This window comes from Stenotrophomonas sp. S41, assembly GCF_016624625.1.
In the GTDB taxonomy this organism is placed as follows: Bacteria; Pseudomonadota; Gammaproteobacteria; order Xanthomonadales; family Xanthomonadaceae; genus Stenotrophomonas.
On the sequence record NZ_JACVTV010000004.1, the window covers coordinates 37,371 to 60,651 of the forward strand.

At 63.5% G+C, this 23,281-nt stretch carries 33 protein-coding genes and 1 tRNA gene; 15 read left to right on the top strand and 19 right to left on the bottom strand.

Annotation, left to right across the window (positions count from 1 at the left end):
* The first annotated feature begins 41 nt into the window (after nucleotides 1-41).
* From IAE56_RS01725 to IAE56_RS01790, 14 genes are all read left to right on the top strand, one after another.
* On the top strand, nucleotides 42-1,961 hold the full coding sequence (locus IAE56_RS01725) for a potassium transporter Kup (RefSeq protein WP_234455822.1): 1,920 nt from the start codon (nucleotides 42-44) through the stop codon (nucleotides 1,959-1,961).
* A 393-nt stretch (nucleotides 1,962-2,354) separates the two neighbouring features.
* Nucleotides 2,355-3,395, top strand: coding sequence for a Holliday junction branch migration DNA helicase RuvB (gene ruvB / locus IAE56_RS01730; protein ID WP_075676470.1), 1,041 nt, complete (start codon nucleotides 2,355-2,357; stop codon nucleotides 3,393-3,395).
* Nucleotides 3,385-3,816: a tol-pal system-associated acyl-CoA thioesterase gene (gene ybgC, locus IAE56_RS01735; RefSeq protein ID WP_200751228.1), complete on the top strand. Its 432-nt coding sequence runs from the start codon at nucleotides 3,385-3,387 to the stop codon at nucleotides 3,814-3,816. Before ruvB ends, ybgC begins: the two co-directional genes overlap by 11 nt.
* A 10-nt stretch (nucleotides 3,817-3,826) precedes the next feature.
* Nucleotides 3,827-4,606 carry a protein TolQ gene (tolQ, locus tag IAE56_RS01740; RefSeq protein ID WP_200751229.1) on the top strand — a complete coding sequence of 260 codons (780 nt, stop codon included), beginning with the start codon at nucleotides 3,827-3,829 and terminating at the stop codon, nucleotides 4,604-4,606.
* A gap of 24 nt (nucleotides 4,607-4,630) precedes the next feature.
* Nucleotides 4,631-5,059, top strand: coding sequence for a protein TolR (tolR, locus tag IAE56_RS01745; protein ID WP_108769726.1), 429 nt, complete (start codon nucleotides 4,631-4,633; stop codon nucleotides 5,057-5,059).
* On the top strand, nucleotides 5,049-6,101 hold the full coding sequence (gene tolA, locus IAE56_RS01750) for a cell envelope integrity protein TolA (protein ID WP_200751230.1): 1,053 nt from the start codon (nucleotides 5,049-5,051) through the stop codon (nucleotides 6,099-6,101). Before tolR ends, tolA begins: the two co-directional genes overlap by 11 nt.
* Nucleotides 6,102-6,276: 175 nt before the next feature.
* Nucleotides 6,277-7,596 (top strand): Tol-Pal system beta propeller repeat protein TolB, encoded by a 1,320-nt coding sequence (gene tolB / locus IAE56_RS01755; RefSeq protein WP_200751231.1) that lies wholly within the window; start codon nucleotides 6,277-6,279, stop codon nucleotides 7,594-7,596.
* A gap of 63 nt (nucleotides 7,597-7,659) precedes the next feature.
* Nucleotides 7,660-8,175, top strand: coding sequence for a peptidoglycan-associated lipoprotein Pal (gene pal, locus IAE56_RS01760; protein WP_108769723.1), 516 nt, complete (start codon nucleotides 7,660-7,662; stop codon nucleotides 8,173-8,175).
* A 3-nt stretch (nucleotides 8,176-8,178) separates the two neighbouring features.
* On the top strand, nucleotides 8,179-8,997 hold the full coding sequence (gene ybgF / locus IAE56_RS01765) for a tol-pal system protein YbgF (RefSeq protein ID WP_108769722.1): 819 nt from the start codon (nucleotides 8,179-8,181) through the stop codon (nucleotides 8,995-8,997).
* A gap of 111 nt (nucleotides 8,998-9,108) precedes the next feature.
* The gene (gene queE, locus IAE56_RS01770) at nucleotides 9,109-9,810 is read left to right on the top strand and encodes a 7-carboxy-7-deazaguanine synthase QueE (protein ID WP_108760530.1); all 702 of its coding nucleotides are present in this window, start codon (nucleotides 9,109-9,111) and stop codon (nucleotides 9,808-9,810) included.
* 78 nt (nucleotides 9,811-9,888) lie between these two features.
* Complete coding sequence (gene queC / locus IAE56_RS01775; RefSeq protein ID WP_108769721.1) at nucleotides 9,889-10,554, top strand: 7-cyano-7-deazaguanine synthase QueC; 666 nt, start codon at nucleotides 9,889-9,891, stop codon at nucleotides 10,552-10,554.
* 214 nt (nucleotides 10,555-10,768) lie between these two features.
* Nucleotides 10,769-10,844 (top strand) — tRNA-Lys (locus IAE56_RS01780).
* A 149-nt stretch (nucleotides 10,845-10,993) separates the two neighbouring features.
* Nucleotides 10,994-11,698: a TIGR04255 family protein gene (locus tag IAE56_RS01785; protein WP_200751232.1), complete on the top strand. Its 705-nt coding sequence runs from the start codon at nucleotides 10,994-10,996 to the stop codon at nucleotides 11,696-11,698.
* 325 nt (nucleotides 11,699-12,023) lie between these two features.
* Nucleotides 12,024-12,455 (top strand): type II toxin-antitoxin system VapC family toxin, encoded by a 432-nt coding sequence (locus IAE56_RS01790; RefSeq protein WP_200751233.1) that lies wholly within the window; start codon nucleotides 12,024-12,026, stop codon nucleotides 12,453-12,455.
* A 305-nt stretch (nucleotides 12,456-12,760) separates the two neighbouring features.
* On the opposite strand, the gene IAE56_RS01795 is transcribed toward IAE56_RS01790, so the two are convergent.
* From IAE56_RS01795 to IAE56_RS01875, 17 genes are all read right to left on the bottom strand, one after another.
* A complete protein-coding gene (locus tag IAE56_RS01795) occupies nucleotides 12,761-14,290 on the bottom strand; it encodes a hypothetical protein (RefSeq protein ID WP_200751234.1) in 1,530 nt (509 codons plus the stop codon).
* 242 nt (nucleotides 14,291-14,532) lie between these two features.
* Nucleotides 14,533-15,681, bottom strand: a complete 1,149-nt coding sequence (locus IAE56_RS01800) for an integrase (RefSeq protein ID WP_200751235.1) — start codon at nucleotides 15,679-15,681, stop codon at nucleotides 14,533-14,535.
* Nucleotides 15,681-15,896 (bottom strand): hypothetical protein, encoded by a 216-nt coding sequence (locus IAE56_RS01805; RefSeq protein WP_099819101.1) that lies wholly within the window; start codon nucleotides 15,894-15,896, stop codon nucleotides 15,681-15,683. Before IAE56_RS01805 ends, IAE56_RS01800 begins: the two co-directional genes overlap by 1 nt.
* Nucleotides 15,893-16,183, bottom strand: coding sequence for a hypothetical protein (locus IAE56_RS01810; RefSeq protein WP_197585589.1), 291 nt, complete (start codon nucleotides 16,181-16,183; stop codon nucleotides 15,893-15,895). Before IAE56_RS01810 ends, IAE56_RS01805 begins: the two co-directional genes overlap by 4 nt.
* On the bottom strand, nucleotides 16,180-16,833 hold the full coding sequence (locus IAE56_RS01815; RefSeq protein WP_200751236.1) for a hypothetical protein: 654 nt from the start codon (nucleotides 16,831-16,833) through the stop codon (nucleotides 16,180-16,182). The genes IAE56_RS01810 and IAE56_RS01815 overlap by 4 nt, the downstream gene beginning before the upstream one ends.
* Before the next feature lie 141 nt (nucleotides 16,834-16,974).
* Nucleotides 16,975-17,337, bottom strand: a complete 363-nt coding sequence (locus IAE56_RS01820; RefSeq protein ID WP_234455823.1) for a hypothetical protein — start codon at nucleotides 17,335-17,337, stop codon at nucleotides 16,975-16,977.
* The gene (locus IAE56_RS01825; protein ID WP_200751237.1) at nucleotides 17,330-18,052 is read right to left on the bottom strand and encodes a hypothetical protein; all 723 of its coding nucleotides are present in this window, start codon (nucleotides 18,050-18,052) and stop codon (nucleotides 17,330-17,332) included. Before IAE56_RS01825 ends, IAE56_RS01820 begins: the two co-directional genes overlap by 8 nt.
* Nucleotides 18,049-18,756: a hypothetical protein gene (locus tag IAE56_RS01830; protein ID WP_200751238.1), complete on the bottom strand. Its 708-nt coding sequence runs from the start codon at nucleotides 18,754-18,756 to the stop codon at nucleotides 18,049-18,051. The genes IAE56_RS01825 and IAE56_RS01830 overlap by 4 nt, the downstream gene beginning before the upstream one ends.
* 11 nt (nucleotides 18,757-18,767) lie before the next feature.
* Complete coding sequence (locus IAE56_RS01835) at nucleotides 18,768-19,145, bottom strand: hypothetical protein (protein WP_200751239.1); 378 nt, start codon at nucleotides 19,143-19,145, stop codon at nucleotides 18,768-18,770.
* A gap of 5 nt (nucleotides 19,146-19,150) precedes the next feature.
* Nucleotides 19,151-19,654, bottom strand: coding sequence for a hypothetical protein (locus IAE56_RS01840; RefSeq protein WP_200751240.1), 504 nt, complete (start codon nucleotides 19,652-19,654; stop codon nucleotides 19,151-19,153).
* Nucleotides 19,651-19,890, bottom strand: coding sequence for a hypothetical protein (locus IAE56_RS01845; protein WP_116862910.1), 240 nt, complete (start codon nucleotides 19,888-19,890; stop codon nucleotides 19,651-19,653). Before IAE56_RS01845 ends, IAE56_RS01840 begins: the two co-directional genes overlap by 4 nt.
* Nucleotides 19,887-20,213 carry a hypothetical protein gene (locus IAE56_RS01850; protein WP_200751241.1) on the bottom strand — a complete coding sequence of 109 codons (327 nt, stop codon included), beginning with the start codon at nucleotides 20,211-20,213 and terminating at the stop codon, nucleotides 19,887-19,889. Before IAE56_RS01850 ends, IAE56_RS01845 begins: the two co-directional genes overlap by 4 nt.
* The gene (locus tag IAE56_RS01855; protein WP_200751242.1) at nucleotides 20,210-20,482 is read right to left on the bottom strand and encodes a hypothetical protein; all 273 of its coding nucleotides are present in this window, start codon (nucleotides 20,480-20,482) and stop codon (nucleotides 20,210-20,212) included. The genes IAE56_RS01850 and IAE56_RS01855 overlap by 4 nt, the downstream gene beginning before the upstream one ends.
* Before the next feature lie 14 nt (nucleotides 20,483-20,496).
* Nucleotides 20,497-20,817 carry a hypothetical protein gene (locus tag IAE56_RS01860; RefSeq protein ID WP_200751243.1) on the bottom strand — a complete coding sequence of 107 codons (321 nt, stop codon included), beginning with the start codon at nucleotides 20,815-20,817 and terminating at the stop codon, nucleotides 20,497-20,499.
* Between the two features lie 2 nt (nucleotides 20,818-20,819).
* Nucleotides 20,820-20,969 (bottom strand): hypothetical protein, encoded by a 150-nt coding sequence (locus tag IAE56_RS01865; protein WP_200751244.1) that lies wholly within the window; start codon nucleotides 20,967-20,969, stop codon nucleotides 20,820-20,822.
* A complete protein-coding gene (locus tag IAE56_RS01870) occupies nucleotides 20,966-21,238 on the bottom strand; it encodes a hypothetical protein (RefSeq protein WP_200751245.1) in 273 nt (90 codons plus the stop codon). Before IAE56_RS01870 ends, IAE56_RS01865 begins: the two co-directional genes overlap by 4 nt.
* The gene (locus IAE56_RS01875; RefSeq protein ID WP_200751246.1) at nucleotides 21,235-21,459 is read right to left on the bottom strand and encodes a hypothetical protein; all 225 of its coding nucleotides are present in this window, start codon (nucleotides 21,457-21,459) and stop codon (nucleotides 21,235-21,237) included. Before IAE56_RS01875 ends, IAE56_RS01870 begins: the two co-directional genes overlap by 4 nt.
* Before the next feature lie 246 nt (nucleotides 21,460-21,705).
* On the opposite strand from IAE56_RS01875, the gene IAE56_RS01880 reads away from it, so the two are divergent.
* The gene (locus tag IAE56_RS01880) at nucleotides 21,706-22,242 is read left to right on the top strand and encodes a DUF4124 domain-containing protein (protein ID WP_200751247.1); all 537 of its coding nucleotides are present in this window, start codon (nucleotides 21,706-21,708) and stop codon (nucleotides 22,240-22,242) included.
* Nucleotides 22,243-22,285: 43 nt separating this feature from the next.
* On the opposite strand, the gene IAE56_RS01885 is transcribed toward IAE56_RS01880, so the two are convergent.
* A complete protein-coding gene (locus IAE56_RS01885) occupies nucleotides 22,286-22,600 on the bottom strand; it encodes a hypothetical protein (protein WP_325167154.1) in 315 nt (104 codons plus the stop codon).
* On the bottom strand, nucleotides 22,572-23,126 hold the full coding sequence (locus IAE56_RS01890; RefSeq protein WP_234455824.1) for a hypothetical protein: 555 nt from the start codon (nucleotides 23,124-23,126) through the stop codon (nucleotides 22,572-22,574). Before IAE56_RS01890 ends, IAE56_RS01885 begins: the two co-directional genes overlap by 29 nt.
* Nucleotides 23,127-23,281 lie beyond the last annotated feature (155 nt).

Below are 23,281 nucleotides of genomic sequence, written 5' to 3' on the forward strand. Positions count from 1 at the left end.
TTTTCCCATTCCCCCATCGCCTGAGCTTCGCCAGGAGTCCCATGTCCAGCAGTCAAACCCCGCACGCAGCCGCCCCCGGCGGCCATGGTCACGCCCCCCCGGCCGGGGGATTGGCGCTGATCATCGGTGCGATCGGCGTGGTCTTCGGCGATATCGGTACCAGCCCGCTGTACACCCTGAAAGAGGCGTTCTCGCCGCACTACGGGCTCAACAGCGACCACGACACCGTGCTGGGCGTGCTGTCGCTGGCGTTCTGGGCGCTCAACATCGTGGTCACCCTGAAGTACGTGACCATCATCATGCGCGCCGACAATGACGGCGAGGGCGGCATCATGGCGCTGATGGCGCTGACCCAGCGCACCCTGCGCAACGGGTCGCGCTCGGCGTACGTGGTCGGCATCCTCGGTATCTTCGGTGCCTCGCTGTTCTTCGGCGATGGTGTGATCACCCCGGCGATTTCCGTGCTCGGCGCGGTGGAAGGCCTGGAGGTGGCGGCCCCGGGCCTGCATGCCTTCATCGTGCCCATCACGGTCGTGGTGCTGCTGGCTGTGTTCGCGGTGCAGCGCTTTGGTACCGAGAAGATCGGCAAGCTGTTCGGGCCGATCACCTCGATCTGGTTCATTTCGCTGGCCGCCATCGGCATCTACAACATCGTCGATTCACCGGAAGTGCTGAAGGCCTTCAACCCGTGGTGGGCCATCCGCTTCTTCATGGACCACAGCTGGCACGGCATCTTCATCCTCGGCGCGGTGGTACTGGCGGTGACCGGTGGCGAAGCGCTGTACGCCGACATGGGCCACTTCGGCGCCAAGCCCATCCGTCATGCGTGGTATTTCTTCGTGCTGCCATGCCTGGTGCTGAACTACCTGGGGCAGGGCGCGCTGGTGCTCAACCATCCGGAGGCGGTGAAGAACCCGTTCTTCGAGGCCGTGCCGGACTGGGCGCTGTACCCGATGATCATCCTGGCCACCATGGCCGCGGTCATCGCCTCGCAGTCGGTCATCACCGGTGCGTTCTCGGTGTCGCGCCAGGCGATGCAGCTGGGCTACATCCCGCGCATGCGCATCAAGCACACCTCGCACGACACCATCGGCCAGATCTACATCCCCGGCATCAACTGGGGCATCGCGGTGATGGTCATCGGCCTGGTGCTGGCGTTCCGCAGCTCGTCCAACCTGGCCGTGGCCTACGGCATCTCGGTGTCGGCCACCATGCTCATCGACACCCTGCTGCTGGCCCTGGTGGCCCGCTCGCTGTGGCCGAAGGCACGCAACTGGATCCTGCCGCTGTGCGTGGTGTTCTTCATCATCGACCTCGGCTTCGTCATCGCCAACGGCGCCAAGCTGCTGCAGGGCGCGTGGTTCCCGGTGGTGCTGGGCATTTTCCTGTTCACCATGATGCGCACCTGGCGCCGTGGCCGCGAGCTGCTGCGCGATGAGATCCGCAAGGACGGCATCCGCATCGACACCTTCCTGCCGGGCCTGATGCTGGCGCCGCCGGTGCGCGTGCCTGGCACCGCGGTGTTCCTCACCGCCGACCCGACCGTGGCCCCGCATGCGCTGATGCACAACCTCAAGCACAACAAGGTGCTGCACGAGCGCAACGTGTTCCTGCACGTGGAAACCCTGCCCATTCCGTATGCGATGGAAGGGCAGCGGCTGAAGATCGAATCGGTGGGCGACGAGTTCTACCGGGTCTACGTCCGCTTTGGTTTCATGGAGACCCCGGACGTGCCGCTGGCGCTGATGCGCTCGTGCGACCACGGCGGCATCTATTTCGACCCGATGGACACCACGTTCTTCGCCAGCCGCGAAACCATCGTTGCCACCGCCAACCGCGGCATGCCGATCTGGCGAGACAAGCTGTTCGCGCTGATGCACCGCAACGCCGCCCCGGCGACGGGCTTCTTCCGCATCCCGGGCAATCGCCTGGTAGAACTGGGTGCCCAGGTCGAGATCTGACCGCGCGGGGTCGGATCCTTTTTCCGCAGGAAAAAGGCTCTGACCCCATGTTTCGCGCGTCCGGGAGTGGGGTCAGAGCCGTTTTCCGTTGGAAAACGGATCCGACCCCGTGCCGACCAACGGTCGGCACCCACCAAAGCAGCAGGCCAGCAGTTCGCAGCAAACTGTCGAAGGCGGGGTGGGTCCGGTTGCGGGGGCGTGAGCCGCATGGATGCGGCGACCGAGCTTACATGGACGTACTTGCAGCGTCCCCCGTAACCGGACCCACCCCGCCATTCCCCAGGAAGCCCGCTTCTGTTTCGGCTGTTGCTCTGGATGTTGCCGTTGCCGTTGCCTCTGCGGGTGCCGGGCGCAGCCCGGCCGAAACCCGTACTTTTGCCGCATAATCAGCACATGACCGACGATCGCATCATCGGCGCCGGCGCCACCCGCGAGGATGACGCCGCCGACGCCAGCATCCGACCCAAGCGACTGGCCGATTACCTCGGCCAGGCGCCGGTGCGCGAGCAGCTGGAAATCTACATCGAAGCGGCCAAGGCCCGTGGCGACGCGCTCGACCACGTGCTGATCTTCGGCCCGCCCGGCCTCGGCAAGACCACCCTCAGCCATGTCATCGCCAACGAACTGGGCGTGGCGCTGCGGGTGACCTCCGGCCCGGTCATCGAGAAGGCCGGTGACCTCGCCGCGCTGCTGACCAACCTGCAGCCGCACGACGTGCTCTTCATCGACGAAATCCACCGCCTGTCGCCGGTGGTCGAGGAAGTGCTGTACCCGGCGATGGAAGATTTCCAGATCGACATCATGATCGGCGAAGGCCCCGCGGCCCGATCGATCAAGATCGACCTGCCGCCGTTCACCCTGATCGGCGCCACCACCCGCGCCGGCCTGCTGACCGCGCCGCTGCGCGACCGCTTCGGCATCGTGCAGCGGCTGGAGTTCTACAGCGTCGAGGAACTGACCCGCATCGTGCGCCGTTCGGCGGCCATCCTGGCCATCGACTGCACGGCCGACGGGGCAGGGGAGATCGCCCGCCGCGCGCGTGGTACCCCGCGTATCGCCAACCGCCTGCTGCGCCGCGTGCGCGACTACGCCCAGGTCAAGGCCGGTGGCCACATCGACGAAGCCGTCGCCCAGGCCGCCATGAAGATGCTCAAGGTCGACCCGGAAGGCTTCGACGAGCTCGACCGGCGCCTGCTGAAGACCATGGTCGACTACTTCGACGGCGGCCCGGTGGGCATCGAGTCGCTGGCCGCGGCCCTGTCCGAAGAGCGCGGCACCCTGGAGGACGTGGTCGAACCCTACCTGATCCAGCAGGGCTTCCTGGTGCGCACCGCGCGCGGCCGCATGGCCACCCACAAGGCCTACCGGCACATGGGATTGAAGCCGAAGAACCCGCCGCAGGACCTGTTTGCGGAGGTTCCCGATGTCGGTTGAGCCCCGATTCAGTTGGCCGACACGCATTTACTGGGAAGATACGGACGCTGGCGGGGTGGTCTACCACGCCCGCTACGTGGCCTTCATGGAACGGGCCCGGACCGAATGGATGCGCGCGCTGGGCTACGGCCAGGAGCGCATGCGCAGCGAGCACGGCATGGTGTTCGCGGTGCGTTCGATGCAGATGGACTTCATCAAGCCGGCCCGGCTGGATGACGCCCTGCAGGTGAGCGCCACCCTGGTCCAGCTGAAGAAGGCCAGCATGGTCTTCGACCAGCGGGTCGAGCGCGACGGCGAGCTTCTGCTGTCGGCCCAGGTCCGCATCGCCGCACTGGACGCGGCCAGTTTCCGCCCGCGTGGCATGGACGAACCCGTCCTTGCCGCGCTGCAAACCCACCTCCACCCCGAATCCGAACTTTGAGGAACAACGGATGATCGCAACGCTCCTGGCCCTGCAGGCCACGGTCACCGAGGCACTGCCGGCCGATGTCAGCAACGCCGCGACCCAGACCCTTGCCCAGGCCACCACCGGCGGCGGCATCAACTACCTCGAACTGATGGCCAAGGCCAGCCTGCCGGTGAAGCTCATCGTGCTGCTGCTGCTGATCGGCTCGTTCGTCAGCTGGGTGATCATTTTCCGCAAGGCCCGCGTGTTCAAGCAGGCCACCCGCGAAGCCGACGAGTTCGAGAACCGTTTCTGGTCCGGCGCCGACCTGGGCAAGCTGTACAGCTCGGCCACCGACCGCAGCCGCAATGTCGGCGGCCTGGAAGCCATCTTCGAAGCCGGTTTCCGCGAATACAGCCGCCTGCGCGACAAGCGCCGCCTGGACGGCCGCGCGCAGCTGGAAGGTGCCCAGCGCGCCATGCGCACCACCTACACCCGTGAAGTGGACCAGCTCGAGCGCAACCTCGAACTGCTGGCCAACATCGGCTCCACCGCCCCGTACGTGGGCCTGGTCGGTACCGTGTTCGGCATCATGGTGACCATGCACGACATGATCAGCAGCGGTGCCCAGGCCGGCATCGCCGCCGTCGCCCCGGGTATCTCCGAAGCGCTGTTCGCCACCGCCATCGGCCTGTTCGTGGCGATCCCGGCGGTGTGGGCCTACAACCGCTTCACCACCCGCGTGGAACGCATGTCGGTGCGGTTCGAAACCTTCGCCGAAGAGTTCAGCTCCATCCTGCAGCGCCAGAGCGCTGGCGACGAGTAAGCGACTGACCCGGGAGTCCAAGCCATGTCCGCTGCCATCGGTCGCCGCAAGCGCCGCAAGCTGAAATCGGAAATCAACGTCGTTCCCTACATCGACGTCATGCTGGTGCTGTTGATCATCTTCATGGTCACCGCGCCGCTGCTTACCCTGAGCTTCGATGTCGATCTGCCGCAGTCCAACGCCAAGGCGCTGGAAAGCAAGCAGGACCCGGTGGTCGTCTCGGTCCGCCAGGACGGCCAGCTGAGCCTGAAGCTGCCCGACGCCAAGGAGCCGACCGCGGTCAGCGCCGAGGAGCTGCTGGGCCGCCTGTCCGGCATCGCCGCACAGGACAAGGATGTGCGCGTGATCGTCGCCGCCGACCGTGCCGTGGCCTATGAAAAGGTCGTCGACGCGATGGATGTCATCAAGCGCGCCAAGATCGACAAGGTAGGCCTGGCCACCGATGCACGCTGACACCCTGCCACCGCCGCACAAGCAGGAACCGGGCTGGGGCCTGCCCCTGGCGCTGGCCGTGCTGGTGCACGTGCTGGTCGCGCTTGTCTTCATCGTGGCCTGGCTGTGGTCGCCGGAGCGCAACACCGAAGCCGCCGCCGGTGACCCGTCGGTAGAGGCCAGCCTGGCGCTGTCCTCCTCCGAGGCCGCCGCCGCACGCCAGGCCCTGCGCCAGTCGGAAAAGCTGGAAGACCTGCCCGAACCGGTCGCCGAGCCGGTGCCCGTGCCGGAAGACACCATCCCGCCGCCGCAGCCGATCGAGGAGCCGCGCCCGCAGGACGCGCCCACGCCGCAGCAGCAACAGGCGCAGGAGCGCGTGGCGCAGCCGGATACCAAGGATCAGGAAGCCGCCAACGCCCTGGCCATCTCGCAGGAGAAGGCCAAACAGGAGCAGGAAGCCAAGCGCCGCCAGGAACAGATCGACCTGACCGAACGCAAGCGCCAGGAAGAAGCCGAGCAGAAGGCCCGCCTGGCCAAGCAGCAGGAAGAGGACGCCAAGAAGAAGATCGCTGACCAGCAGAAGGTCGCGGCTGAAAAGGCCGAGGCCGAGAAGCAGAAGAAGATCGCTGACCTCCGGGCCAGACGCGAGCAGGCCGAGAAGGAAGCCAAGCTGGCCGAGCAGAAGCTTCGCCAGGTGGCCGCCGCCCGCAACGCCACAGGCGCGACCCCGGCCGGCAGCACCGGTGCGGCCCAGCCGGCCAACGGCGGTGGCGGTACCAGCGATGATCTTTCGGCGAAGTACGCTGCGGCGCTGGTGAACAAGATCCGTGGCTCGTGGACGCGTCCGGACAGCGTGCCGATCGGCCAGCGCTGCCAGATCACCATCACCCAGATTCCGGGTGGCCAGGTGCTGCAGGCCAAGGTGGGCGCCAACTGCCCCTACGACGAGGCCGGCAAGCGCTCGATCGAGGCCGCGGTGCTCAATGCGCAGCCGCTGCCGTATCGCGGTTTTGAATCGGTGTTCGCGCGTACGCTCAACCTGACATTTACGCCGCAGGACTGATCGCGGCGCTTCGGACAGCCCCGTCCGCGTTACGCGGCGGGGTGCTGAAGTTAACGGTGCGTGAGAGCGCACCCTGGCACTGACCCGGAATTCACGTACCCTTGGTTCATGATTGCGAAGCGGTTCACCCGCCGTTTGCTATCCCTCGTACCGGTTTCCCCCTACTGAGCGCTCCATGAAGAAGATGCCTCGCTGGCTTGCCGTGTTTGCGGCCCTGTTGCTGCCCTTCGCTGCCTTCGCGCAGCAGAGGAGCCTTGACCTTGAAATCATCGGCGGCAATGCCTCCGCGCTGCCGATTACCATCGTGCCGATGCCCTACCAGGGTTCGGCGGGCGCCCCGCAGACCGATGTGGCCGGCGTCGTCCGCGCCGACCTGGAGCGTTCGGGCCAGTTCCGCACGCTGCCCGAAGCGCAGATCGTGGAAAAGCCGACCCGTGGCGGCGAGATCCAGTTCCCGACCTGGCGCGCACTGAAGCAGAACTACATCGTCGTCGGCCGCGTCATCGACGCCGGTGCCGGCGCCTACCGCGTCGAGTACGAACTGTTCGACGTGCCCAAGGGCGAGCGCCTGCTGGGCCTGGCCATGACCGCACGCGGCAACGCCATGCGCGACGTGGCCCACCAGATGGCCGATGCCATCTACGAGAAGATCACCGGTGTGCGCGGTGCCTTCTGGACCCGCATCGCCTATGTCACCGCCAGCGGCAAGGGCGATGCCATGCGCTACGCGCTGATGGTCGCCGACTCGGATGGCTACAACCCGCAGACCATCGTCCGCTCGGCCGAGCCGCTGCTGTCGCCGTCGTGGAGCCCGGATGGCGGCAAGCTCGCCTACGTCAGCTTCGAGCGTGGCAACTCGGCCATCTACATCCAGAACATCTCCACCGGCGCCCGTGAGCTGGTCACCAGCTTCCGCGGCATCAACAGCGCCCCGGCCTTCTCGCCGGACGGCCGCAAGCTGGCCCTGACCCTGTCGCGTTCGGGCAACCCGGAGATCTACGTGATGGACCTGGGCAGCAAGCAGCTGACCCAGCTGACCAACCACTTCGCCATCGACACCGAGCCGACCTGGGCCCCGGACGGCAGCGCGGTGTACTTCACCTCCGACCGCGGCGGCCGTCCGCAGGTCTACAAGGTGGGCGCAGGCGGCGGCAGTGCCGAGCGCGTGACCTTCCAGGGCAACTACAACGCCAAGCCTTCGGTGTCCTATGACGGCAAGAAGATCGCCGTGGCACAGGGCTCGGGCAACAGCTACAAGATCGCGGTGATGGACAGCTCGCTGGGCTCCCCGCGCTGGAACACCCTGTCGGTCGGCTCGCTGGACGAGTCGCCGAGCTTCGCCCCGAACGCGAGCATGGTGCTGTACGCCGCACGCGAAGGGGGCCGTGGTGTGCTGTATGCCGTGTCGGCCGATGGGCGCGTCCGCCAGCGCCTGGTTCTGGCCGATGGTGACGTGCGCGAACCGTCTTGGTCGCCATACCGTACCCAGCGCTAAAAGAGTGTTAATATTTTCGCTGTATTGACCCCTCATCGGCCTAGGAGCCACAAAGGTATTGCCATGAACAAGTCCACCCGCGTTCTGCTTGTTTCCCTGCTGTCTGTGGCCGTCCTGGCCGGTTGCTCGAAGAAGGTGAAGGAAGAGCCGGCGGCTCCGGTCGACACCGGTTCGACCACCGCTCCGACCGCTCCGGCCACCTCCGGCCTGTACGGCCCGGGTGACCTGGACACCGACGCTTGCCTGCGCCAGCGCGTTGTCTACTTCGACCTGGACAAGGAAGAAGTGAAGCCGGAATTCCAGGCCATCATGGCTTGCCACGCCAAGTACCTGCGTGACCGTCCGTCCTCGCGCATCACCCTGCAGGGCCACACCGACGAGCGCGGTTCGCGCGCTTACAACCAGGCCCTGGGCGAGCGTCGTGGCAACGGCGTCAACTCGGCCCTGCAGGCCAACGGTGGCTCGGCTTCGCAGCTGACCGTCGTGTCCTACGGTGAAGAGCGTCCGGTCTGCACCGAGTCGAACGAGTCCTGCTGGTCGCAGAACCGTCGCGTCGAAATCGTCTACACCGCGCAGTAATCCATGCGCATTGGCATCAAACTGATGCTGGTCGTTGCGGCAGCCCTCGTGGCTGCCGCACCGGCGCATGCACAACGGCAGAGCCTGGCCGATCGTGTCGGTTCCCTCGAGCAGCAGATGTACAACAACAGTGCCAACCAGGACCTGTTGAACCAGATCAATCAGCTGCGGCAGCAGGTCACCAGCCTGCAGTCGACCCTCGAGCAGATCCAGCACGAAAACGCCCAGCTCAAGCAGTCCGCCCAGGACCAGTACCTGGATCTGGACAGCCGCCTGAACCGGTTGGAAGGGGGCAATGCAGCGCCGGCCCTGCCGCCTGTTCCGGCCACCTCGTCGACGGCCCCCGCGGCCCCGGCGCAGCCCACTGCAGCGGCCACTTCCGAGCGGCCGCCTTCGGTGCATGGCGACCCGGGCAGCCTCGCGGCGACCGGTGACGAGCGCACCTCGTACAACGTCGCCTTCGATGCCCTCAAGGCTGGCAAGTACGACGATTCGGCACAGCTGTTCCTGAGCTTCCTGGAGCTGTACCCGAACGGCGTCTACACCCCCAATGCGCTGTATTGGCTGGGTGAGAGCTATTACGCCACCCGCAATTTCCCGATGGCCGAGACCCAGTTCCGCGAACTGATCTCGCGTTATCCCACCCACGACAAGGCCTCCGGCGGCCTGCTCAAGGTTGGCCTCTCGCTGTATGGCGAAGGCAAGGTCGACCAGGCCCAGCAGACCCTGGAAACCGTCGTGGCGCAGTACCCGGGCTCGGACGCCGCGCGCACCGCGCAGGACCGCCTGCAGTCGATCCGCCTGGGCAAGCAGATCCGCTGATCCGCTGACCCGGCGTACAATACGTAACCTGTAGAGCCGAGCCCATGCTCGGCTGCTTTCGTTTCCGGCGCCTGCTGATCCGGCCGCCCGCCCCATGAAGAATTGCCCGCCATGACCGCCGTTTCCCCGTCCGCCGCCGTCGCTACCCCCAGCGAAATCGTGCAGTCGCCGCTGCCCCGGCTGAAGATCACCGAGATCTTCACCTCGCTGCAGGGTGAGGCCGATACCGCCGGCTGGCCGACCGTGTTCGTGCGCCTGACCGGCTGCCCGCTGCGCTGCAACTACTGCGACACGGCCTACGCCTTCCACGGCGGCACCTGGTGGGATATCGACGACATCGTGGCCGAGGTGCTGGCCCAGGGCGTGCGCCATGTCTGCGTGACCGGCGGCGAGCCGCTGGCGCAGAAGCGCTGCCTGGTGCTGCTGCAGAAGCTCTGCGATGCCGGCATGGACGTCTCGCTGGAAACCTCCGGCGCGCTGGACGTCAGCGCGGTCGACCCGCGCGTGTCGCGCGTGGTCGACATCAAGACCCCGGGCTCGGCCGAAGCCGCGCGCAACCGCCTGGAGAACCTGCCGCTGCTGACCGCCCGCGACCAGATCAAGTTCGTCATCTGCAGCCGCGAAGATTACGACTGGGCCAAGGGCATGCTCGCCGAGCACGACCTGGTGAAGCGCTGCACCGTGTTCTTCTCGCCCAGCAAGGGCGAGATCACCGCGCGCCAGCTGGCCGACTGGATCGTCGAGGACCGGCTGCCGGTGCGCTTCCAGATGCAGCTGCACAAGATTCTGTGGAACGACGAGCCGGGCCGATGAGCCCGGGCGTGGTGCCCTGATGTAGTTCCGGCGCGGGACAGCGTGCTGGCTTTCCCCTCCCAACCGGATGTTTTACCCATGAAGAAGGCAGTCGTGCTTCTCTCCGGCGGCATGGATTCAGCCGCCGTCATCGCCATGGCCCAGGAACAGGGCTTCGCCGTGCATGCCCTGAGCGTGCGCTATGGCCAGCGCCACACCTCCGAGCTGGACGCCGCCGTGCGCGTGGCCAAGGCCCAGGGCGTGATCGCCCACAAGACCGTGGACGTCGACCTGCGCAGCATCGGCGGCTCGGCCCTGACCGATGACATCGATGTGCCCGAAGCGGGCGGCGAGGGCATCCCGGTCACCTACGTGCCGGCGCGCAACACCATCATGCTGTCGCTGGCCCTGGGCTGGGCTGAAGTACTCGGCGCCAACGACATCTTCTGCGGCGTCAACGCGGTGGACTATTCGGGCTACCCGGATTGCCGCCCCGAGTTCATCGCCGCCTTCCAGGCCCTGGCCAACCTGGCCACCAAGTCGGGCGTGGAAGGGGCGGGCATCACCGTGCACGCACCGCTGCAGTTCCTCAGCAAGGCACAGATCGTCAGCGAAGGCGTGCGCCTGGGCGTGGATTTCGGCCTGACCGTCTCCTGCTACAACGCCGACGCCAACGGCGCCGCCTGCGGCCACTGCGACGCCTGCCGCCTGCGCGCGCAGGGCTTCGCCGATGCCGGCGTAGCCGACCCGACGCTGTACGCGTAACCGCCCCTCGGTGGGTGCGAACCGTTGGTTCGCACGCCCTCCGCCGGGCATGGCCCGGCGCTACCGGTGTGCTGTGGTGGGTGCGAACCGGCTCTTGGTGGGTGCGAACTGCTCCCCTGGTGGGTGCGAACCGTTGGTTCGCACGCTTTTGCCCTCCCACCCCGCCATCAAATTAGGTTAAAATGCCGACCCCGCCGAAAGGCAGGGCATGCACGGGCCGTTAGCTCAGTCGGTAGAGCAGAAGACTTTTAATCTTTTGGTCGATGGTTCGAATCCATCACGGCCCACCAGTGCAATCAATAACTTAAAGCGCCCTTGTGGCGCTTTTTTCGTCAGCTCCGTAATTCCTTCCGTAATATCTACGGCGGAAGGGACTAAAATTCCGCACTTTTGACGCCCTATTGAGTATGCTGCCCTCCATTAAGAATGGGAGGGTGGCGTGGACAAGGTACTGCCAAGACGGTTGGGGGCAGAGCCGATCGTTGATGCGATCTGTGAGATCCGCTTCGAGAAGTCCTTGCTTGACATTGTTGGTTTGCTGCCTGGTCTTCTCATGGAGAAGCTAGGAACCATCGATGAGGTCAACCGTCTGTTCCCTGGTCAGCTGCCCCCGATGATCGAAATTGGCGAGCTTGCTGATCAGGCTCACATCAGGCTCAAAGCTGGCGAAATGTACGTCTCAATTGGCCCTAGAGTGTTGGCCGTTGCGATGCCTGATCCATATCCAGGCTGGACCACGTTTCGTGCTGCCGCACTGAGTGTCTTTGAACTGGCTAAGAGCAAGGCTTTGATCGGCGATGTTTCAAGGGTTTCGGTCAGGTACACGGATCTGATCCACGCCGGCGCGTTTCATCAGCTCAACGCGTCCCTCGCACTTGGCGGGACCGAAAAATTTGAGGCGGTCGAAATCAGGACCGTGCGAAGCATCGAAGGCATTCGTGTCGTCAACAGCATCGCGTCGCCTGCATCTACCGTTGATGGTCGTTCGGGATTGGTCGTCGACACCGATACCCTGATGGAGATGCCTCCAAATTTTTGGTCGAGTGCTGGTGAGCATTTGGATCAACTTCACCGAATTAGCAAAGAAGTGTTCTTCGATCTGATCACCGCTGAGACCTTAGCCTCTCTGCATCCGGAGTATTGAGTATGAACGGAAGCTACACTGCTGATGCGAGTAGCAGGACAACGTCTGGCCTGAGGGCTCCCGCGCTCTTTCTCGCGCTGTCCTCTGGCCTGACTGGATATGCGGCTGACGCATCAGCCGTGCCTATGCACCAGGCATGGCGCGGACATGCGAGTTTGGAGACTAGCGCCACCCTGAGGTACTCCGCCGTTGCCAAGCGTCCCTTTGTTCCAAAAACTGACTTGGGCAGATCTTTGGCCGGGCTCCGAGCCCAGATTCTGAAGTCTGGTGGCGCAAGGCCTGCGGCTGTTCTTCTTGCTGAGATTAGGGAGCAGCGAGGCGAAGTATGAGCGCACGCGAGCGCGTCTACGTGGACGCCTGTGTACTTATCTTAGCGGCAAGCGCCTCCGAGGAGGATGTCGCTCAGCGGGCCTTGCAAGAGCTAGATCGTCCTGATGTCGAATACGTCTTTTCGACCCTAATAGAGCACGAAATTCTTCCTAATCCCATTAGGAACAAGCGACACGAGCAAGTAGCTTTCTTTCAGGCTTATATCGGCCATGCCATGAAGGTCGCGTGCGATGAAGCCCAGCAGGTAGCTGCACTGGAAATGCGCATCAATTGCCCTGGTTTGGAACTTGTCGATGCATTGCACCTTAGCGCAGCTCATGATGCAGGTGCAGTCGAGTTCGTAACTGCTGAGAAACTGACTAAGCCAATGGTGGCGAGCCCGCCATCCTTCGCCAACGGCATGACGGTTAGAACCATCCGAGTTTGATCGGCTCTTCCTGGCGCACCTTTGGTACGCTCTTGCAATAGACCTTCATCATAGCGTCGGTAACGCCCAGCGCGTCTTGGCGCTGGGCACGGTTGCCCACCGTGTGGGTTCCGCCCTTTCGCTGGAGGTCGAGCAGGCTGGAGCGTTCCGCCGCCACAATCACCCCGGACGCAATTGCGAGCTGTGTTGAGCGTCGCTAGGTGGTATCCGGGCGCGTGTTCTGATAGGGCTCGCCATGGTCTACAAGAAAAGTGGCGCTGAAACTAGGCGGGGCCAAGTAAGAAGCCCCGCCCTCGGCAATTAGTCTATTCCTCTGGCTCAACAAGCATATGCTCTGCGTTGCTTGGTGCGGAGTTGATCTCATCCTCAAAAGACGTAAGGTGAAGAATTGGGGCGGAGCGCATTAAGTCTTTCGCTGTTTTTTCCGCCACGTCAATTTCGGTTAGCCGATTCTGCAGGACTCGCATGTGAGCGTAGCATCCAAGGTCGACGGCGAAAGCACGGTAATTGCCGTCAGCGGATTTGTGAGTCAAAGCCGTGGCGCAGCTGTGGATAATCCGGTAATCAAGCAGGCGATAAAGAAGGCGGCGCCAATTATCATGCTGCTGTAGCTCGCGCTCTTCTACTAAGAAGATATTGCTCTTGCGGGTAAGGCAGAACTTCCTAATGACATAGATGCCCCTGATCAACTCGTCCTGTTGATCCTCCTGGCTATCCTGTTTCAATTCCTGGATTTTGTGCTCGAAGTTTCCGCGTGATACGAGGCGTACTTCATCTTTTCCGATCTTGCCCTTGTTCTCTACAACGACATCGTTAAGCAGCTCTAGGAATAATGAAAGCACGTCTCGCGGCACGCCACCTCCCGCCATGACTAGTCGCGCAAAGCCTTGGCCCTTGAACAGATCTCCAATCTCGGCAACAGTCATTCCAGCTCTTTTGCCAAATTGATCTAGGATTGCCCGATTTTGCACCACGGTTTTGGAGAAATCATCAAATGTGTAGTCGATGTTTATAGGTTGGTAGTCGTGTCGCTCTTGAGCGCCTATGGGCTGAGAACCACGATCAACGTACAGAGTAGATGCATGCCTCAATGTCGCAATTTTAAAGAAAAGCGGTAGGTCCTTGCACAGGCGATGAATGTAATCCACCACGAATGCCTGGTCTGTACGTCGCAGATGATATAGATCATCAATCTGGATAAGCAGGGTTGAAATTTTCTTGGAGGCGTCAAAAACATCTCGGACGGATCTCTTAAGATCAGGTAGCCACCGATCAAGCTCCTGAAGCTTTTCCTCGTGGATCTTGAAGGAGCTCTCTTCCTCCTCCAATACGCTTGATTTGCCAGATGCGTTCACTTTACCCGCAGGGGTGGTTACTCCACCCCCAGCGCCAAACTCATTTTCGTGGACGCGCCGCTTTTTAATTTCAGCGTCATGCACGTCTGCTGCAACACGTAGCTCATCGAGTCTAGTCAGAATTGAATTGATCTCTTTCCTGGCCTTGCCTGATTTTCCAAACCAAGGGAAGACATTTTTCTTAAGTTCTCGAAAAATTGAAGTGAGGATCTCAATTAAGACATTTGGAAAAGAGTGCTTCTTAAAATCCTCGCAGTTAAGATAGACGGAAGCCATGCCGTCCTGAAGTGTGCGAGATGAATTATGGAGTAGAAGTGTCTTTCCACAGCCGCGCCTGGCAAAAATTGCGTGATTTTGCTTGAGTCTCGCATCCTGCATCGCGGTTCCGACGGATATATATTCGGTCTTCGTGCCTGATTGCGCGCGCAGATTTTCCGATATCACTTCCCTAAGGCGTTCGAGCTGATTTTGGCTTTCCATGTGCCCCCCTGTTTGAATTGGGGATGCTACTTGCCACTCGAACTGATCGCTATCAGAATTTTCTGACTGTCCTTGGCGACCAGATGAGTTAAAGTGACCTGTTAAGCATTCAGTTTTCGGAATCCTCGTCCCGCCTCGCGCAGATTGGCGCACCGGCAGTGGCTCGCGTCTGACGCTGAATTCGATGAAAGTTCAAGCTTGCTCGAAACGATGGGAGCAGGGTTAGCTTCTAGACGCTGCGGCTAGTCCGTTCGTGATGGTCTTACTCTGGGTACACTTTTGTCGTAGACCTTCATCATCGCGTCAGTAACGCCAAGCGCGTCTTGACGATCCGCGCGATTGCCAGCTGTATCGGTGCCGCCCTTGCGCTTGAGGTCGTGCAGGCTGAAGCGCTCCTCTGACGTGATGACGCCGACTGCAATTGCAAGATGGATGAAGCGCTGCCAGGTGCTGTCCAGGCTGGTCTTCTGCAGCGGTTCGCCATGCTCTGCAAGGAATAGGTGTCGCTGGTCGGCCCGCATTTGCACCGGAAGGTTGTGGCGCTCGATGATGGCCTCACGGCGGCTGATCGCGGCATCCCACGCGTTGCGCAGTCGCGGGCTCCACTCCACCAAGTTGTCGCGGCTGCGCTTCCGGCGATTCGTGTGCAACCCCTCGGCCGTCCCTTGCGCCTCGGTCAGCGTGAGCGTTTCAATGCCGCGCAGTCTGCAGAGGTAACCCAACTCCATGATCATCCACAGATAGGCCGGCACCGAACCCTCGGTCCTGGACGTTCGCATGGAGCGCTCATGGGCGAATGCCAGCAACTTCGCATAGGCTGCATCGGTAGGGAGCCGCTGGCGCTTACGCTCCTTCGCCTGCTCCAGCCCCTGTGCGGGATTGTGGTCAACGATGCCCCGATTTAGCGCCCAGCGGAACACCAGGCGCGAATAGCGCAGGACCTTGTTCGCTTTGGTGGGCGTTCCTGCCGATTCGATCTTGTCGACTAGGCGCTGGAAATTGTGGTTGCGCAGCTTTGCCACCTGAAGCTTGCCGAATGGCACGCCCAGATTGGTGGGATAGTTGATCAGCACGTTCCGCGCTGACTCGTAGTCGTCACGGGTGCCTGCGGCCAGACCCTTGAACTTGGCGCTGTCGTGGTACTGGACGCATACCCATTCCACGGTCCCAGTGCTCTCGCCAGTCTCCATGATGCTGTGCAGCTCAGATAGCTTTGCATCGGGACCGGCGACTGTACGGCGAGTCTTCCTGGGTCCGTCGATGCCCGTCGATGTCTCCAGTACGTACCATCGCCCACGGCCGGTCGCATCCCAGTACATTCCCTTGGGAATCTTCGCCTGATCAATGTGTGGCGGGATCGATGGATTGTGCTTTCTCGGTCGAGGTGCCATCAGATGACGTCGTTTCCGTAAGTGTCGTTTGAGGCCTGCTGCAGGCCGAGTGCTGCGTTCATCGCGGCGGCGGTGGTCCAGATGCCGCCTTTGCCGTCATACCTGTATCGAATCCCTTCTTTGCGAGCCCATGCTTCCACAGTGGACAGGCGCGGTCGTTCGCCAGGACGACAGAGTTCCTGTAGATCCTGAAACTGGAGAACTTCTCCGATCATCGAGCCTCCCGGCCTGAGCGTGGCGGCGGGTCTATCCCGTAGGCAGCCGCGAGGGCATTGGTCCATCGATACGCGGTTGATCGGTGCACGTTGAACCTGGTGCATACGGCGTCGATGGTCGGGAAGCGTGACTGCTCATGTGCCCATTTGGAGAACTCCAGCACCGTGCGCAGGTGGCCGTAACTGGCGAGGTCGTGCTTCATCTTGCGAACTTTGAGCACTGGCGGCATGGCGGCATCTGCGGAGAAGGCGGCCGCACCAATGCCCAGGGAAGATGAGAGGTTCATGCGAACAGGTCCAGTTGGCCGGGTAGCGCCGGAGGAGGGGCGGCGACGGCCAAGCGGGCGGGTCTTACGCGGATCAGACAGTCTCCCTCGCCACGCATCTGCCACGGCCTGCCCGCGATGGGAACAAGGTCGCGAAAGCCACCACCACCGCCCACGCGGTCTTTGATCCTGAGCTGGTAATAGTCCCTGCCGCCGAACTGTGTGTGGTGCCCGGAACGCGGCCGCACGGCGACGACCGTAAAAACGGGAACCAGAAGGTTCCACTCGCTGGCCCGCACCTCATCTTCGTAGTGCCATGAGCCATACAGACGGCGGTCCATCGAGAGAACCTGATCCCCCACCGCGAAAGGCGCCAAGCTCTCAACGTTGCCGTGCGCAGACTTGTGGATCGGCGGGTAGAACTCGCGGATCGAGAAGCATAGGCCACGGCCGTTCACGTCAGAAAAGTCCGTGACGGGAAAGTAGGCGAGGGCAATCCCGCCATCCCGCAGCAGAAAGAAGGCAGTTCCGCACGGGGTCGCCCCGGCCACCTCGTGCTTCCGCAAGGACTGGCGCGACCATCCGCCTTCCAGCAGGTCGAGGATGACACGCTCTGCGAGATCCATTCCGATCTCCCGGTGCATCACACGCTCTCGCTGTGCCTCAGCCATGAGCGCACCTCCGCCAGCACCACGCTACGGCCCTTCCAGCCTGCCGCCCCAGCCACAGGGCGGTGATACCGAGCATGAAAGCGCCCAGCGCGATGGCGAACCGCACTGCCATGGTTGGGATGTGGTCAAGATTGATTGCTGTCATCGCCAGCCCCTCAGGTACTCACCGAACGTCACGCCACCGTCGTAGCGCAGGAACTGCTGATAGCGCTGCTGCGACCTGGTCAGTTTCGGCGGCGCAGGGCTATACGCCTTAACCGCTTCGCGGCCAGCACCAGTTACCGTGAACACGTCGCTGCCACCGGCGAGCGCGAACCCTACCGTCCTGGTCATAAGGCCCCTATTGAACAGCGCCATGCAGTGCCGGTGATCTACGCTCCCCTCACTGGTAACGAAGTGATTTCTGCGACTGTCACCACGCCCATGCTGGTCTAGGCCGAGCGAATGTTGAAGGATATTCAACTCGTCCTTGGTCATGGCCACGCTTGCGAGGTGGTCAGCCATTGCCTGCTGCCTTGCTGTCGATCAGGGCAATCCGGCCTTTCAACTGGTCGGCGTATCCGCGAAGGGTGTGCGATCCCTGGGGAAGTACGCCCTGCATCTGGTCGGCCAGATGACTCCACTCCGCTACCAGATCGCTCAGCGGTCGCAGGTCCACGTCCTGCGCAGGCGGGGCGTCCGGCTTCGGCGTGGCCACGAAGCGGTTTCGGCCGGCGTCCAAAACCAAGTCGTACAGCCCATGCACACGCGCCGTCATGCTCTCGCCTTCGGCGCGCTTCCAGCCATGGTGCTCGTAGACTGCGTGCATCAGATCCAGGGCCACGGCCCGCGCCATCTTCTTCGGGGCCACCGGCTCCTGCCCCACAGCCTGCCCACCGGCAACGGTCAGGGAATCCTTGACAGCTGCGTCCACCGGCTGGTGGGCGGCGAGGGCGGCTTGCAGTGCGGCATAGGTCGCTTCCGAAATCTCGCCGTGGTAGTCGCCGCTATCAATGTCGCTGATTACGCGGCGTGCGGCTTCGGCCAACGCATTCCCCTGACCGGCCAGGGAGACCGATACCGGATTTCCGACATCGGCCAGCAAAGGCGCGCCAGTTCCGCGCAGCTCTCGCAAGCGGTTTGCCACATCCAGCTTGCTCATGCCCGGCTGCCCGAACAGGGCATTGGCGATCTGTGCGTCCAGGCGCTCGCTGGCGCCGTCTGCCATAGAGGTGTTCATGCGCGGGCCCCCATTGTTTCGAGCGCGGCAATAGCCAAGGGACGCACGAACCAAGCGGCGAGGCCGTCCTCCGTTTCGCCCAGCCACACCAGGCGCCAATCAGCGCCCGGCGCTTCCGGGTTCCAGTCGATCATCTGCTGGATGTTGGCGTACACACCGGTACCGACCGACTCCTCTTCGAATTCGGCCTCCACCACGACCAGGTCGAAGCCTTGTGCGTAGAACAGCGGCAGGAGGGAGGATTCGCGGCCATCAGCCCACGCAGGCACATCCGGATGGCACATGACTTCGCCATGCCCGTCCCGCGCCGGCAGCCGTGCAGGGTCATACAGCCCGCGCCACGGATCTGCGGGACCAACGCCGGTGCCATTCTGGCCGCGCACCAGCTGTAGCAGCTGGGCGGCCTGCGCCAGCCGGGCCTTGGTGGTATCGCAGAGCGGCGTGTCCCCTTCCTGGAAGCTGCTGCGCAGCGAGGCGTACCAGGCGGCAACCGGTGCCTCGAACACGCGCAGATCCTGCACGCGAGGAAGCCGGGCATACAGGTCGAGCAGCGCGGTGGAGGCCTGAGCCAGAGGAACAGCCTTTGCGGCGTTTGGAATCCACACCGCCTCAACGGCGATCGCTTCCAGGGTGCGGACGGCCTCGCGCAGCACAGGGCACGCGTAGGCGATGGGGAGTTCTTTCGTCTGTTGGGTCGCGGTCATTGGTATGCCTGCTAGAAGTCGACGTCGGTGTTGACGAATGCGCCGCCCAGCGGCGCGGGGTCGGGCTCTCCCGCAGCGCCAGCCGGGCGAGGGGAGATTGGTCCGGCGCTGCGGTAGCGCCGATGCGGGTCGTTTGCGTACCGGCCATCGTTCAGTCGGATCACCTGGTACTGCGGGAACGCGTCCGCAGGCAGGTAGGCTCTGGCTTCCGCAATGAGGCTGACGTACCGCTCCTGCCATTCCGCCGGCATCGACTGCAGGGCCCGGCGAGGGACGATATGAAAAGCCGCGCGCGACTGTCCGAACGCCTGGTGCGCAGGACCGGTCGCGTAAAGCACTTTGCGGGCCGTCGCAGCGTCGGTGGAGCGATCTGTGGAAGGGGCGCTCATCAGGCTCAGTCCGCGCTTTGGGTCGGCACGCGATCCATGTAGCTACCGTGGTTCGCCGCATGCCGGCTCAGGGTGGGGCGCAGCGGCGTGGTTCCCAGCTGCTCGATGAGCCCGCCGTTGGCGCGGAAAGTAGCCAGATCCTCGGCCAGCTGGTCGCGCTCGTAATCCTTGTGCCGCACGGTGGTCGACGCATCACTCGTGCGACCGTTCTCGGGCAGCGCCGTGACCAGGGCGCGGTACGCCCTGCGCTCACGGGGCTCGGCCGCGCGCAGCGGGGCAATGGCGTGCTGTACGTGGCCTGCAAGGCGCCAGATGCCGGTTCGGCCCGAGCGCGCGCAGGTAGCCTGGCCACTGCGCGCCAGGCCGGTCAGGGTGTGGCTGATAACGTGGCTCGTCTCTTTGATTCGTCCGATGGTCCTCAACTGCTCAATCGTTGCGCCCTGCGGGAACTGCGCGAGAGCTTTGCGCACCAGGTCGGCGCGGCCGGTGTGCTGGGGGCGAGTACTCATGCGCGCGCTCCTGCAACCATCTGGCGCATGGCGCTGCCCAGGTGCAGCACGCGGGACGACTGATGCGCGACGGCATCGGCGTTGTTGGTCAGCACCAGCGTGTCGTCCAGCGGGTAGGCGGTGTGCCCATCCCAGTCATCCAGCACGTCCTTCATGCCGAAGTGTTCGCGCAGCTCCTGCGCGTTGGCGGTTTTGCCGCAGCGTTGCGGCCCATAGATCACGACAGAGCGGCTCATGCGTGGATTCCTTTCGTGCTGCGCGTAGCGCGGTGGTTGGGGGAGATCGGCCGGACGCGAACGCCCTGCCGGTCGAGCCAGCGGTGTGCGGCCTGAGCGGCCAGACGGTTGAGGGGGAAGGTCGTGCCGCCCAGACGCAGCGAGTTGTGCGATACCCCCACGCTCCGGCTGGCGCTGGCGGTGACCTTCGTGAGCGATTCGCGGGGCGCGGCGGTGTACAGCCCGGCCCAGATCCAGCCCTGACACACCATGAGCACCAGCGACTCGCCCTGGTGACCGGTGGCGAACTGCTGCTCGACCGGAAAGATTGCTGCGGCGCTCATGCGGAGAGCGCCAGGTCGCGGGCCTTGGCAACTTCCGCCTCGGCAGCAGCGAGGCCGGCGGCGGTCAAGGTCGCGGTGCGCGGCAGCTGCGGGTCGTCGTAGCGCATCAGCACGCGCTCATCCAGCCAGTTCATGACGCGGCGGGTGAAGACCTTCTCCGGTCGGTTGTTGGGCGCGAAGCCCGCGCGGGTGCGGTGCAGTGAGTGGTCCGAAGCGGCATGCGCTGCCAGTAGAGCGGCGCGTTCTTTCGGCTTGAGTGCGGCGGCCATGGCGTGTCTCCTGGTCAGGCTGCGATGGAGGTGGAAGGGGCGGTTGAGGCGAGTTCGGCCAGCACCTCGCCGCGGTGGCGGGCGAGGTGGGAAATCGGAATGCGGTAGTGCGCCAAGGTGGGATCGGTCCAGCGCAGCTCGGCCAACGCGGCGCGGTCGTAGGGAACCGGCCGGGTAGCGATGCCGCAGCGGTGGCATTCGATGTGCACCAGGTCCGGGCAGGCCGTGCCCAGGCGATGCCCAGTGGGCGCGCCGCTGGTGGTGACGATGTGGGGCCGGTGGCCGTGGCCGCAGGACGGAACCGATGCCGGCAATGGACGGGATGTCTGGCGCATGGTCAGCCCCTCACCGAGCTGGTGGCTGCCCAGCGGGCCTTGGCGGCTTCGCGGTCCGCGTGGGCACTGTGGATCTCGGCGATGCGCAGCGGCACAACTACGGCGGCCAGAAGCCCAACAGCCAGCCACGTGATGCGGAGGCGGCGGTTCATGCCCTCACCTCACTCGGTGCTTCGCCACTCGGCACAACGACGAGGCAGCCATCGACGGTGAGTCCAGGGCGGCCGCCCGTCGCTTCGCAGAGATCCTGCTGTAGGGTCATCGCGTCTTCTTGCCAGCTCTGTGCGGCATGCTCCGCCAGCCAAAGCTGCTGCCGAAGCTCCTCGTTCTCGACTGCCAATCGCGCGGCCTCTGCGCACAGCTGACTGAATGCGAGACGGTCGAGGCGGCGCAATACTGCGGCTGCGGTCTGCGCGCTCATGCCCGCACCTCAGCCGACATATCCCGCGAGCAGGCTTCCAAGCGGAGGCTGGCAACGCCCATTCGGCGCGACCGGCGCAGCTGGTTGCGGCTGTGCTCGCCCTTGCTGCGGGTCCACAAGGTCCGGGCGGTGCTGTGATCGCGAGCCGCCAGCGCCAGCAGGGCCTTAACGGCCAGCAGTGGCAGCAAAGTTTGGCTCGGATCGGCGTGGCGATGAGACATGGCGCGCTCCTGGTTAAGAGAGGGCGTCGGCGGGTCATCTGCCGTGGGGAGTGGCTGCGGCTGGGAGGGGAGGCCCGGACCGCTTGGCGACCCGCCGGTCGCCCGCCGGTGGGGTGCCGGCGGGGCAATTTATCCCACAGCTAAATACTCAATGCAATAGCTGCCAGCTAAATTTACGCGCAAGGGCTGAAAATCGGCGGGACACCCTGGATAATTCCCGGGCATATCAGGGCCAGGGAGGCTGCGATGTTCGGCAGAGTGTTGGTGTTGGGGGTTGCGCTTCTGGTCTCGCCTTGGGCTTCGGCGCAGGTGTTCAAGTGCAAGGGGGCAAACGGGGAAACTGTCTACTCGCAGGACCCCTGTTCCGCAGGAGCTGCACCCATGAAGTTGCGGTCCAACCGCGCGTCAGCGGAAAGCGCGGGTGAGGTAGCCAATCGCGCCGCCGTTTACCAGACGACCGAGTTGGCGGATGCAGGCATAGCCGAACGGAACTGCTTGGCGGCGGAACAAAGCAGGATCTACGGCCCAGTAAACGCGCGCGCACAGGATGTGTCACGCCAGATCACCGCACTTAACCGTGACTTGTCCAGGGCGAGCAACAATCTCGCTGGCGCCACTTATGAGGCTGGAATCCGTTCTCAGATTGCAAGCCTGCAGCAATCACAGGCGGCGGACAGGACTTCCGCCGACAGCCAGATGGCAGAAGCTAGGAGGCGTTGTGGCGATGCTCGAACGGAGCGTGAGCGCGCCACGCGGGAGAAGTACTCCGCCGGCGGCAAGTGATGGAAGTGGGCGCCAGGTGTGCGCCCACTGCCCCGGCTGGGGGTCAAATGTCTTGGATGGACACGTCTCTGATGAAGCCCGCCTCATCCAGTGGGACGCCTTCCATGCAGCATTCCCTGGCGGCCTCCATTTCCCGGTGCAGCTGAACCAGCGCATCGTTCTCAAGGCAGTCGATACCAGGCGTATTGAATGTTGCCTGGTCGATCAAGCAGCCGAGGTTGTAGTGATCACGTAGCCAGCGGATGCGGCGAAGGATACTGTCCCGCGTCACGTTATCGATGGTTGATGGCTTTGGTGCTGCGACCACCCGCAGCTTAGGTTTCTGCCCATCACGCCTTGCGACGCGCTGGGCGATCACCTGCGCCAATGCCTCGAGTGTCCCCGCGGCTGGGGGCTCCTTCTTCTGGTTCTCCATCCTTCTCCCTGAGCCTTTGCGCAAGCGCCTTGCTGAAATCGATCAGGTTGTCTGGAGTTACCGTGGCCTCGCCTCGGTGATAGAGGTACTCGTAGGCGTATGCCAGTGGCGTACCGTCTTCTTCATTGCTGAAGTCATCAATCCCAAGGTTGGCGAACGTGAGCCTGACGAGCCTGATCGCGGAGGCGATGATCTCAGGGTCGATTCGCAGATCCTGAGAACCAGCAGCAGCGGCATCTACAGCGGCGTCTTCAGACCTGGGCTGATCCAACCAGCCATGTGACAACCCCGCTGCGCGTTCGATCTTGCGTGCGACGTCGTCGCCGAGCTTCTTCCCGCCCAGTAGCTGATTCAGGTAGGAGGGCGCCATATCCAGATGGATGGCGATCGCCTTCTGTGTGCCGAGCTGCGGCTTGAGCGTGGCAACCAAGGCCTGAAGGTTGAGGTGTCTGGCGGTTATGGCGTCCATCCGTGAAGCGTAGCTACTAGCTAAACACCGTTGTTTCGCCGCCAGCTTGACAACGGGCTTTAGCTGCTGGCTAAATGCTAGCCCTATGGACCTACTCACCTTCATTTCGGATCCCGAACGTAAGCGGCGCCTCGCTGCCCTGACCGGCAGTTCTG

Bases quoted from the DNA above. Each gene is read 5' to 3' on its own strand.
- IAE56_RS01795 (WP_200751234.1), bottom strand. From the start codon at position 14,290: ATGGAAAGCCAAAATCAGCTCGAACGCCTTAGGGAAGTGATATCGGAA.
- IAE56_RS01865 (WP_200751244.1), bottom strand. From the start codon at position 20,969: ATGAACCGCCGCCTCCGCATCACGTGGCTGGCTGTTGGGCTTCTGGCC.
- IAE56_RS01825 (WP_200751237.1), bottom strand. From the start codon at position 18,052: ATGAACACCTCTATGGCAGACGGCGCCAGCGAGCGCCTGGACGCACAG.
- IAE56_RS01840 (WP_200751240.1), bottom strand. From the start codon at position 19,654: ATGAGTACTCGCCCCCAGCACACCGGCCGCGCCGACCTGGTGCGCAAA.
- queE (WP_108760530.1), top strand. From the start codon at position 9,109: ATGACCGCCGTTTCCCCGTCCGCCGCCGTCGCTACCCCCAGCGAAATC.
- tolQ (WP_200751229.1), top strand. From the start codon at position 3,827: ATGATCGCAACGCTCCTGGCCCTGCAGGCCACGGTCACCGAGGCACTG.
- IAE56_RS01790 (WP_200751233.1), top strand. From the start codon at position 12,024: ATGAGCGCACGCGAGCGCGTCTACGTGGACGCCTGTGTACTTATCTTA.
- IAE56_RS01855 (WP_200751242.1), bottom strand. From the start codon at position 20,482: ATGGCCGCCGCACTCAAGCCGAAAGAACGCGCCGCTCTACTGGCAGCG.
- IAE56_RS01815 (WP_200751236.1), bottom strand. From the start codon at position 16,833: ATGGCTGAGGCACAGCGAGAGCGTGTGATGCACCGGGAGATCGGAATG.
- IAE56_RS01870 (WP_200751245.1), bottom strand. From the start codon at position 21,238: ATGAGCGCGCAGACCGCAGCCGCAGTATTGCGCCGCCTCGACCGTCTC.
- pal (WP_108769723.1), top strand. From the start codon at position 7,660: ATGAACAAGTCCACCCGCGTTCTGCTTGTTTCCCTGCTGTCTGTGGCC.
- queC (WP_108769721.1), top strand. From the start codon at position 9,889: ATGAAGAAGGCAGTCGTGCTTCTCTCCGGCGGCATGGATTCAGCCGCC.
- IAE56_RS01830 (WP_200751238.1), bottom strand. From the start codon at position 18,756: ATGACCGCGACCCAACAGACGAAAGAACTCCCCATCGCCTACGCGTGC.
- IAE56_RS01880 (WP_200751247.1), top strand. From the start codon at position 21,706: ATGTTCGGCAGAGTGTTGGTGTTGGGGGTTGCGCTTCTGGTCTCGCCT.
- IAE56_RS01875 (WP_200751246.1), bottom strand. From the start codon at position 21,459: ATGTCTCATCGCCACGCCGATCCGAGCCAAACTTTGCTGCCACTGCTG.
- IAE56_RS01890 (WP_234455824.1), bottom strand. From the start codon at position 23,126: ATGGACGCCATAACCGCCAGACACCTCAACCTTCAGGCCTTGGTTGCC.
- tolB (WP_200751231.1), top strand. From the start codon at position 6,277: ATGAAGAAGATGCCTCGCTGGCTTGCCGTGTTTGCGGCCCTGTTGCTG.
- IAE56_RS01820 (WP_234455823.1), bottom strand. From the start codon at position 17,337: ATGGCTGACCACCTCGCAAGCGTGGCCATGACCAAGGACGAGTTGAAT.
- ybgC (WP_200751228.1), top strand. From the start codon at position 3,385: ATGTCGGTTGAGCCCCGATTCAGTTGGCCGACACGCATTTACTGGGAA.
- IAE56_RS01860 (WP_200751243.1), bottom strand. From the start codon at position 20,817: ATGCGCCAGACATCCCGTCCATTGCCGGCATCGGTTCCGTCCTGCGGC.
- IAE56_RS01725 (WP_234455822.1), top strand. From the start codon at position 42: ATGTCCAGCAGTCAAACCCCGCACGCAGCCGCCCCCGGCGGCCATGGT.
- tolR (WP_108769726.1), top strand. From the start codon at position 4,631: ATGTCCGCTGCCATCGGTCGCCGCAAGCGCCGCAAGCTGAAATCGGAA.
- IAE56_RS01850 (WP_200751241.1), bottom strand. From the start codon at position 20,213: ATGAGCGCCGCAGCAATCTTTCCGGTCGAGCAGCAGTTCGCCACCGGT.
- IAE56_RS01800 (WP_200751235.1), bottom strand. From the start codon at position 15,681: ATGGCACCTCGACCGAGAAAGCACAATCCATCGATCCCGCCACACATT.
- IAE56_RS01835 (WP_200751239.1), bottom strand. From the start codon at position 19,145: ATGAGCGCCCCTTCCACAGATCGCTCCACCGACGCTGCGACGGCCCGC.
- tolA (WP_200751230.1), top strand. From the start codon at position 5,049: ATGCACGCTGACACCCTGCCACCGCCGCACAAGCAGGAACCGGGCTGG.
- IAE56_RS01845 (WP_116862910.1), bottom strand. From the start codon at position 19,890: ATGAGCCGCTCTGTCGTGATCTATGGGCCGCAACGCTGCGGCAAAACC.
- ruvB (WP_075676470.1), top strand. From the start codon at position 2,355: ATGACCGACGATCGCATCATCGGCGCCGGCGCCACCCGCGAGGATGAC.
- IAE56_RS01810 (WP_197585589.1), bottom strand. From the start codon at position 16,183: ATGAACCTCTCATCTTCCCTGGGCATTGGTGCGGCCGCCTTCTCCGCA.
- IAE56_RS01805 (WP_099819101.1), bottom strand. From the start codon at position 15,896: ATGATCGGAGAAGTTCTCCAGTTTCAGGATCTACAGGAACTCTGTCGT.
- ybgF (WP_108769722.1), top strand. From the start codon at position 8,179: ATGCGCATTGGCATCAAACTGATGCTGGTCGTTGCGGCAGCCCTCGTG.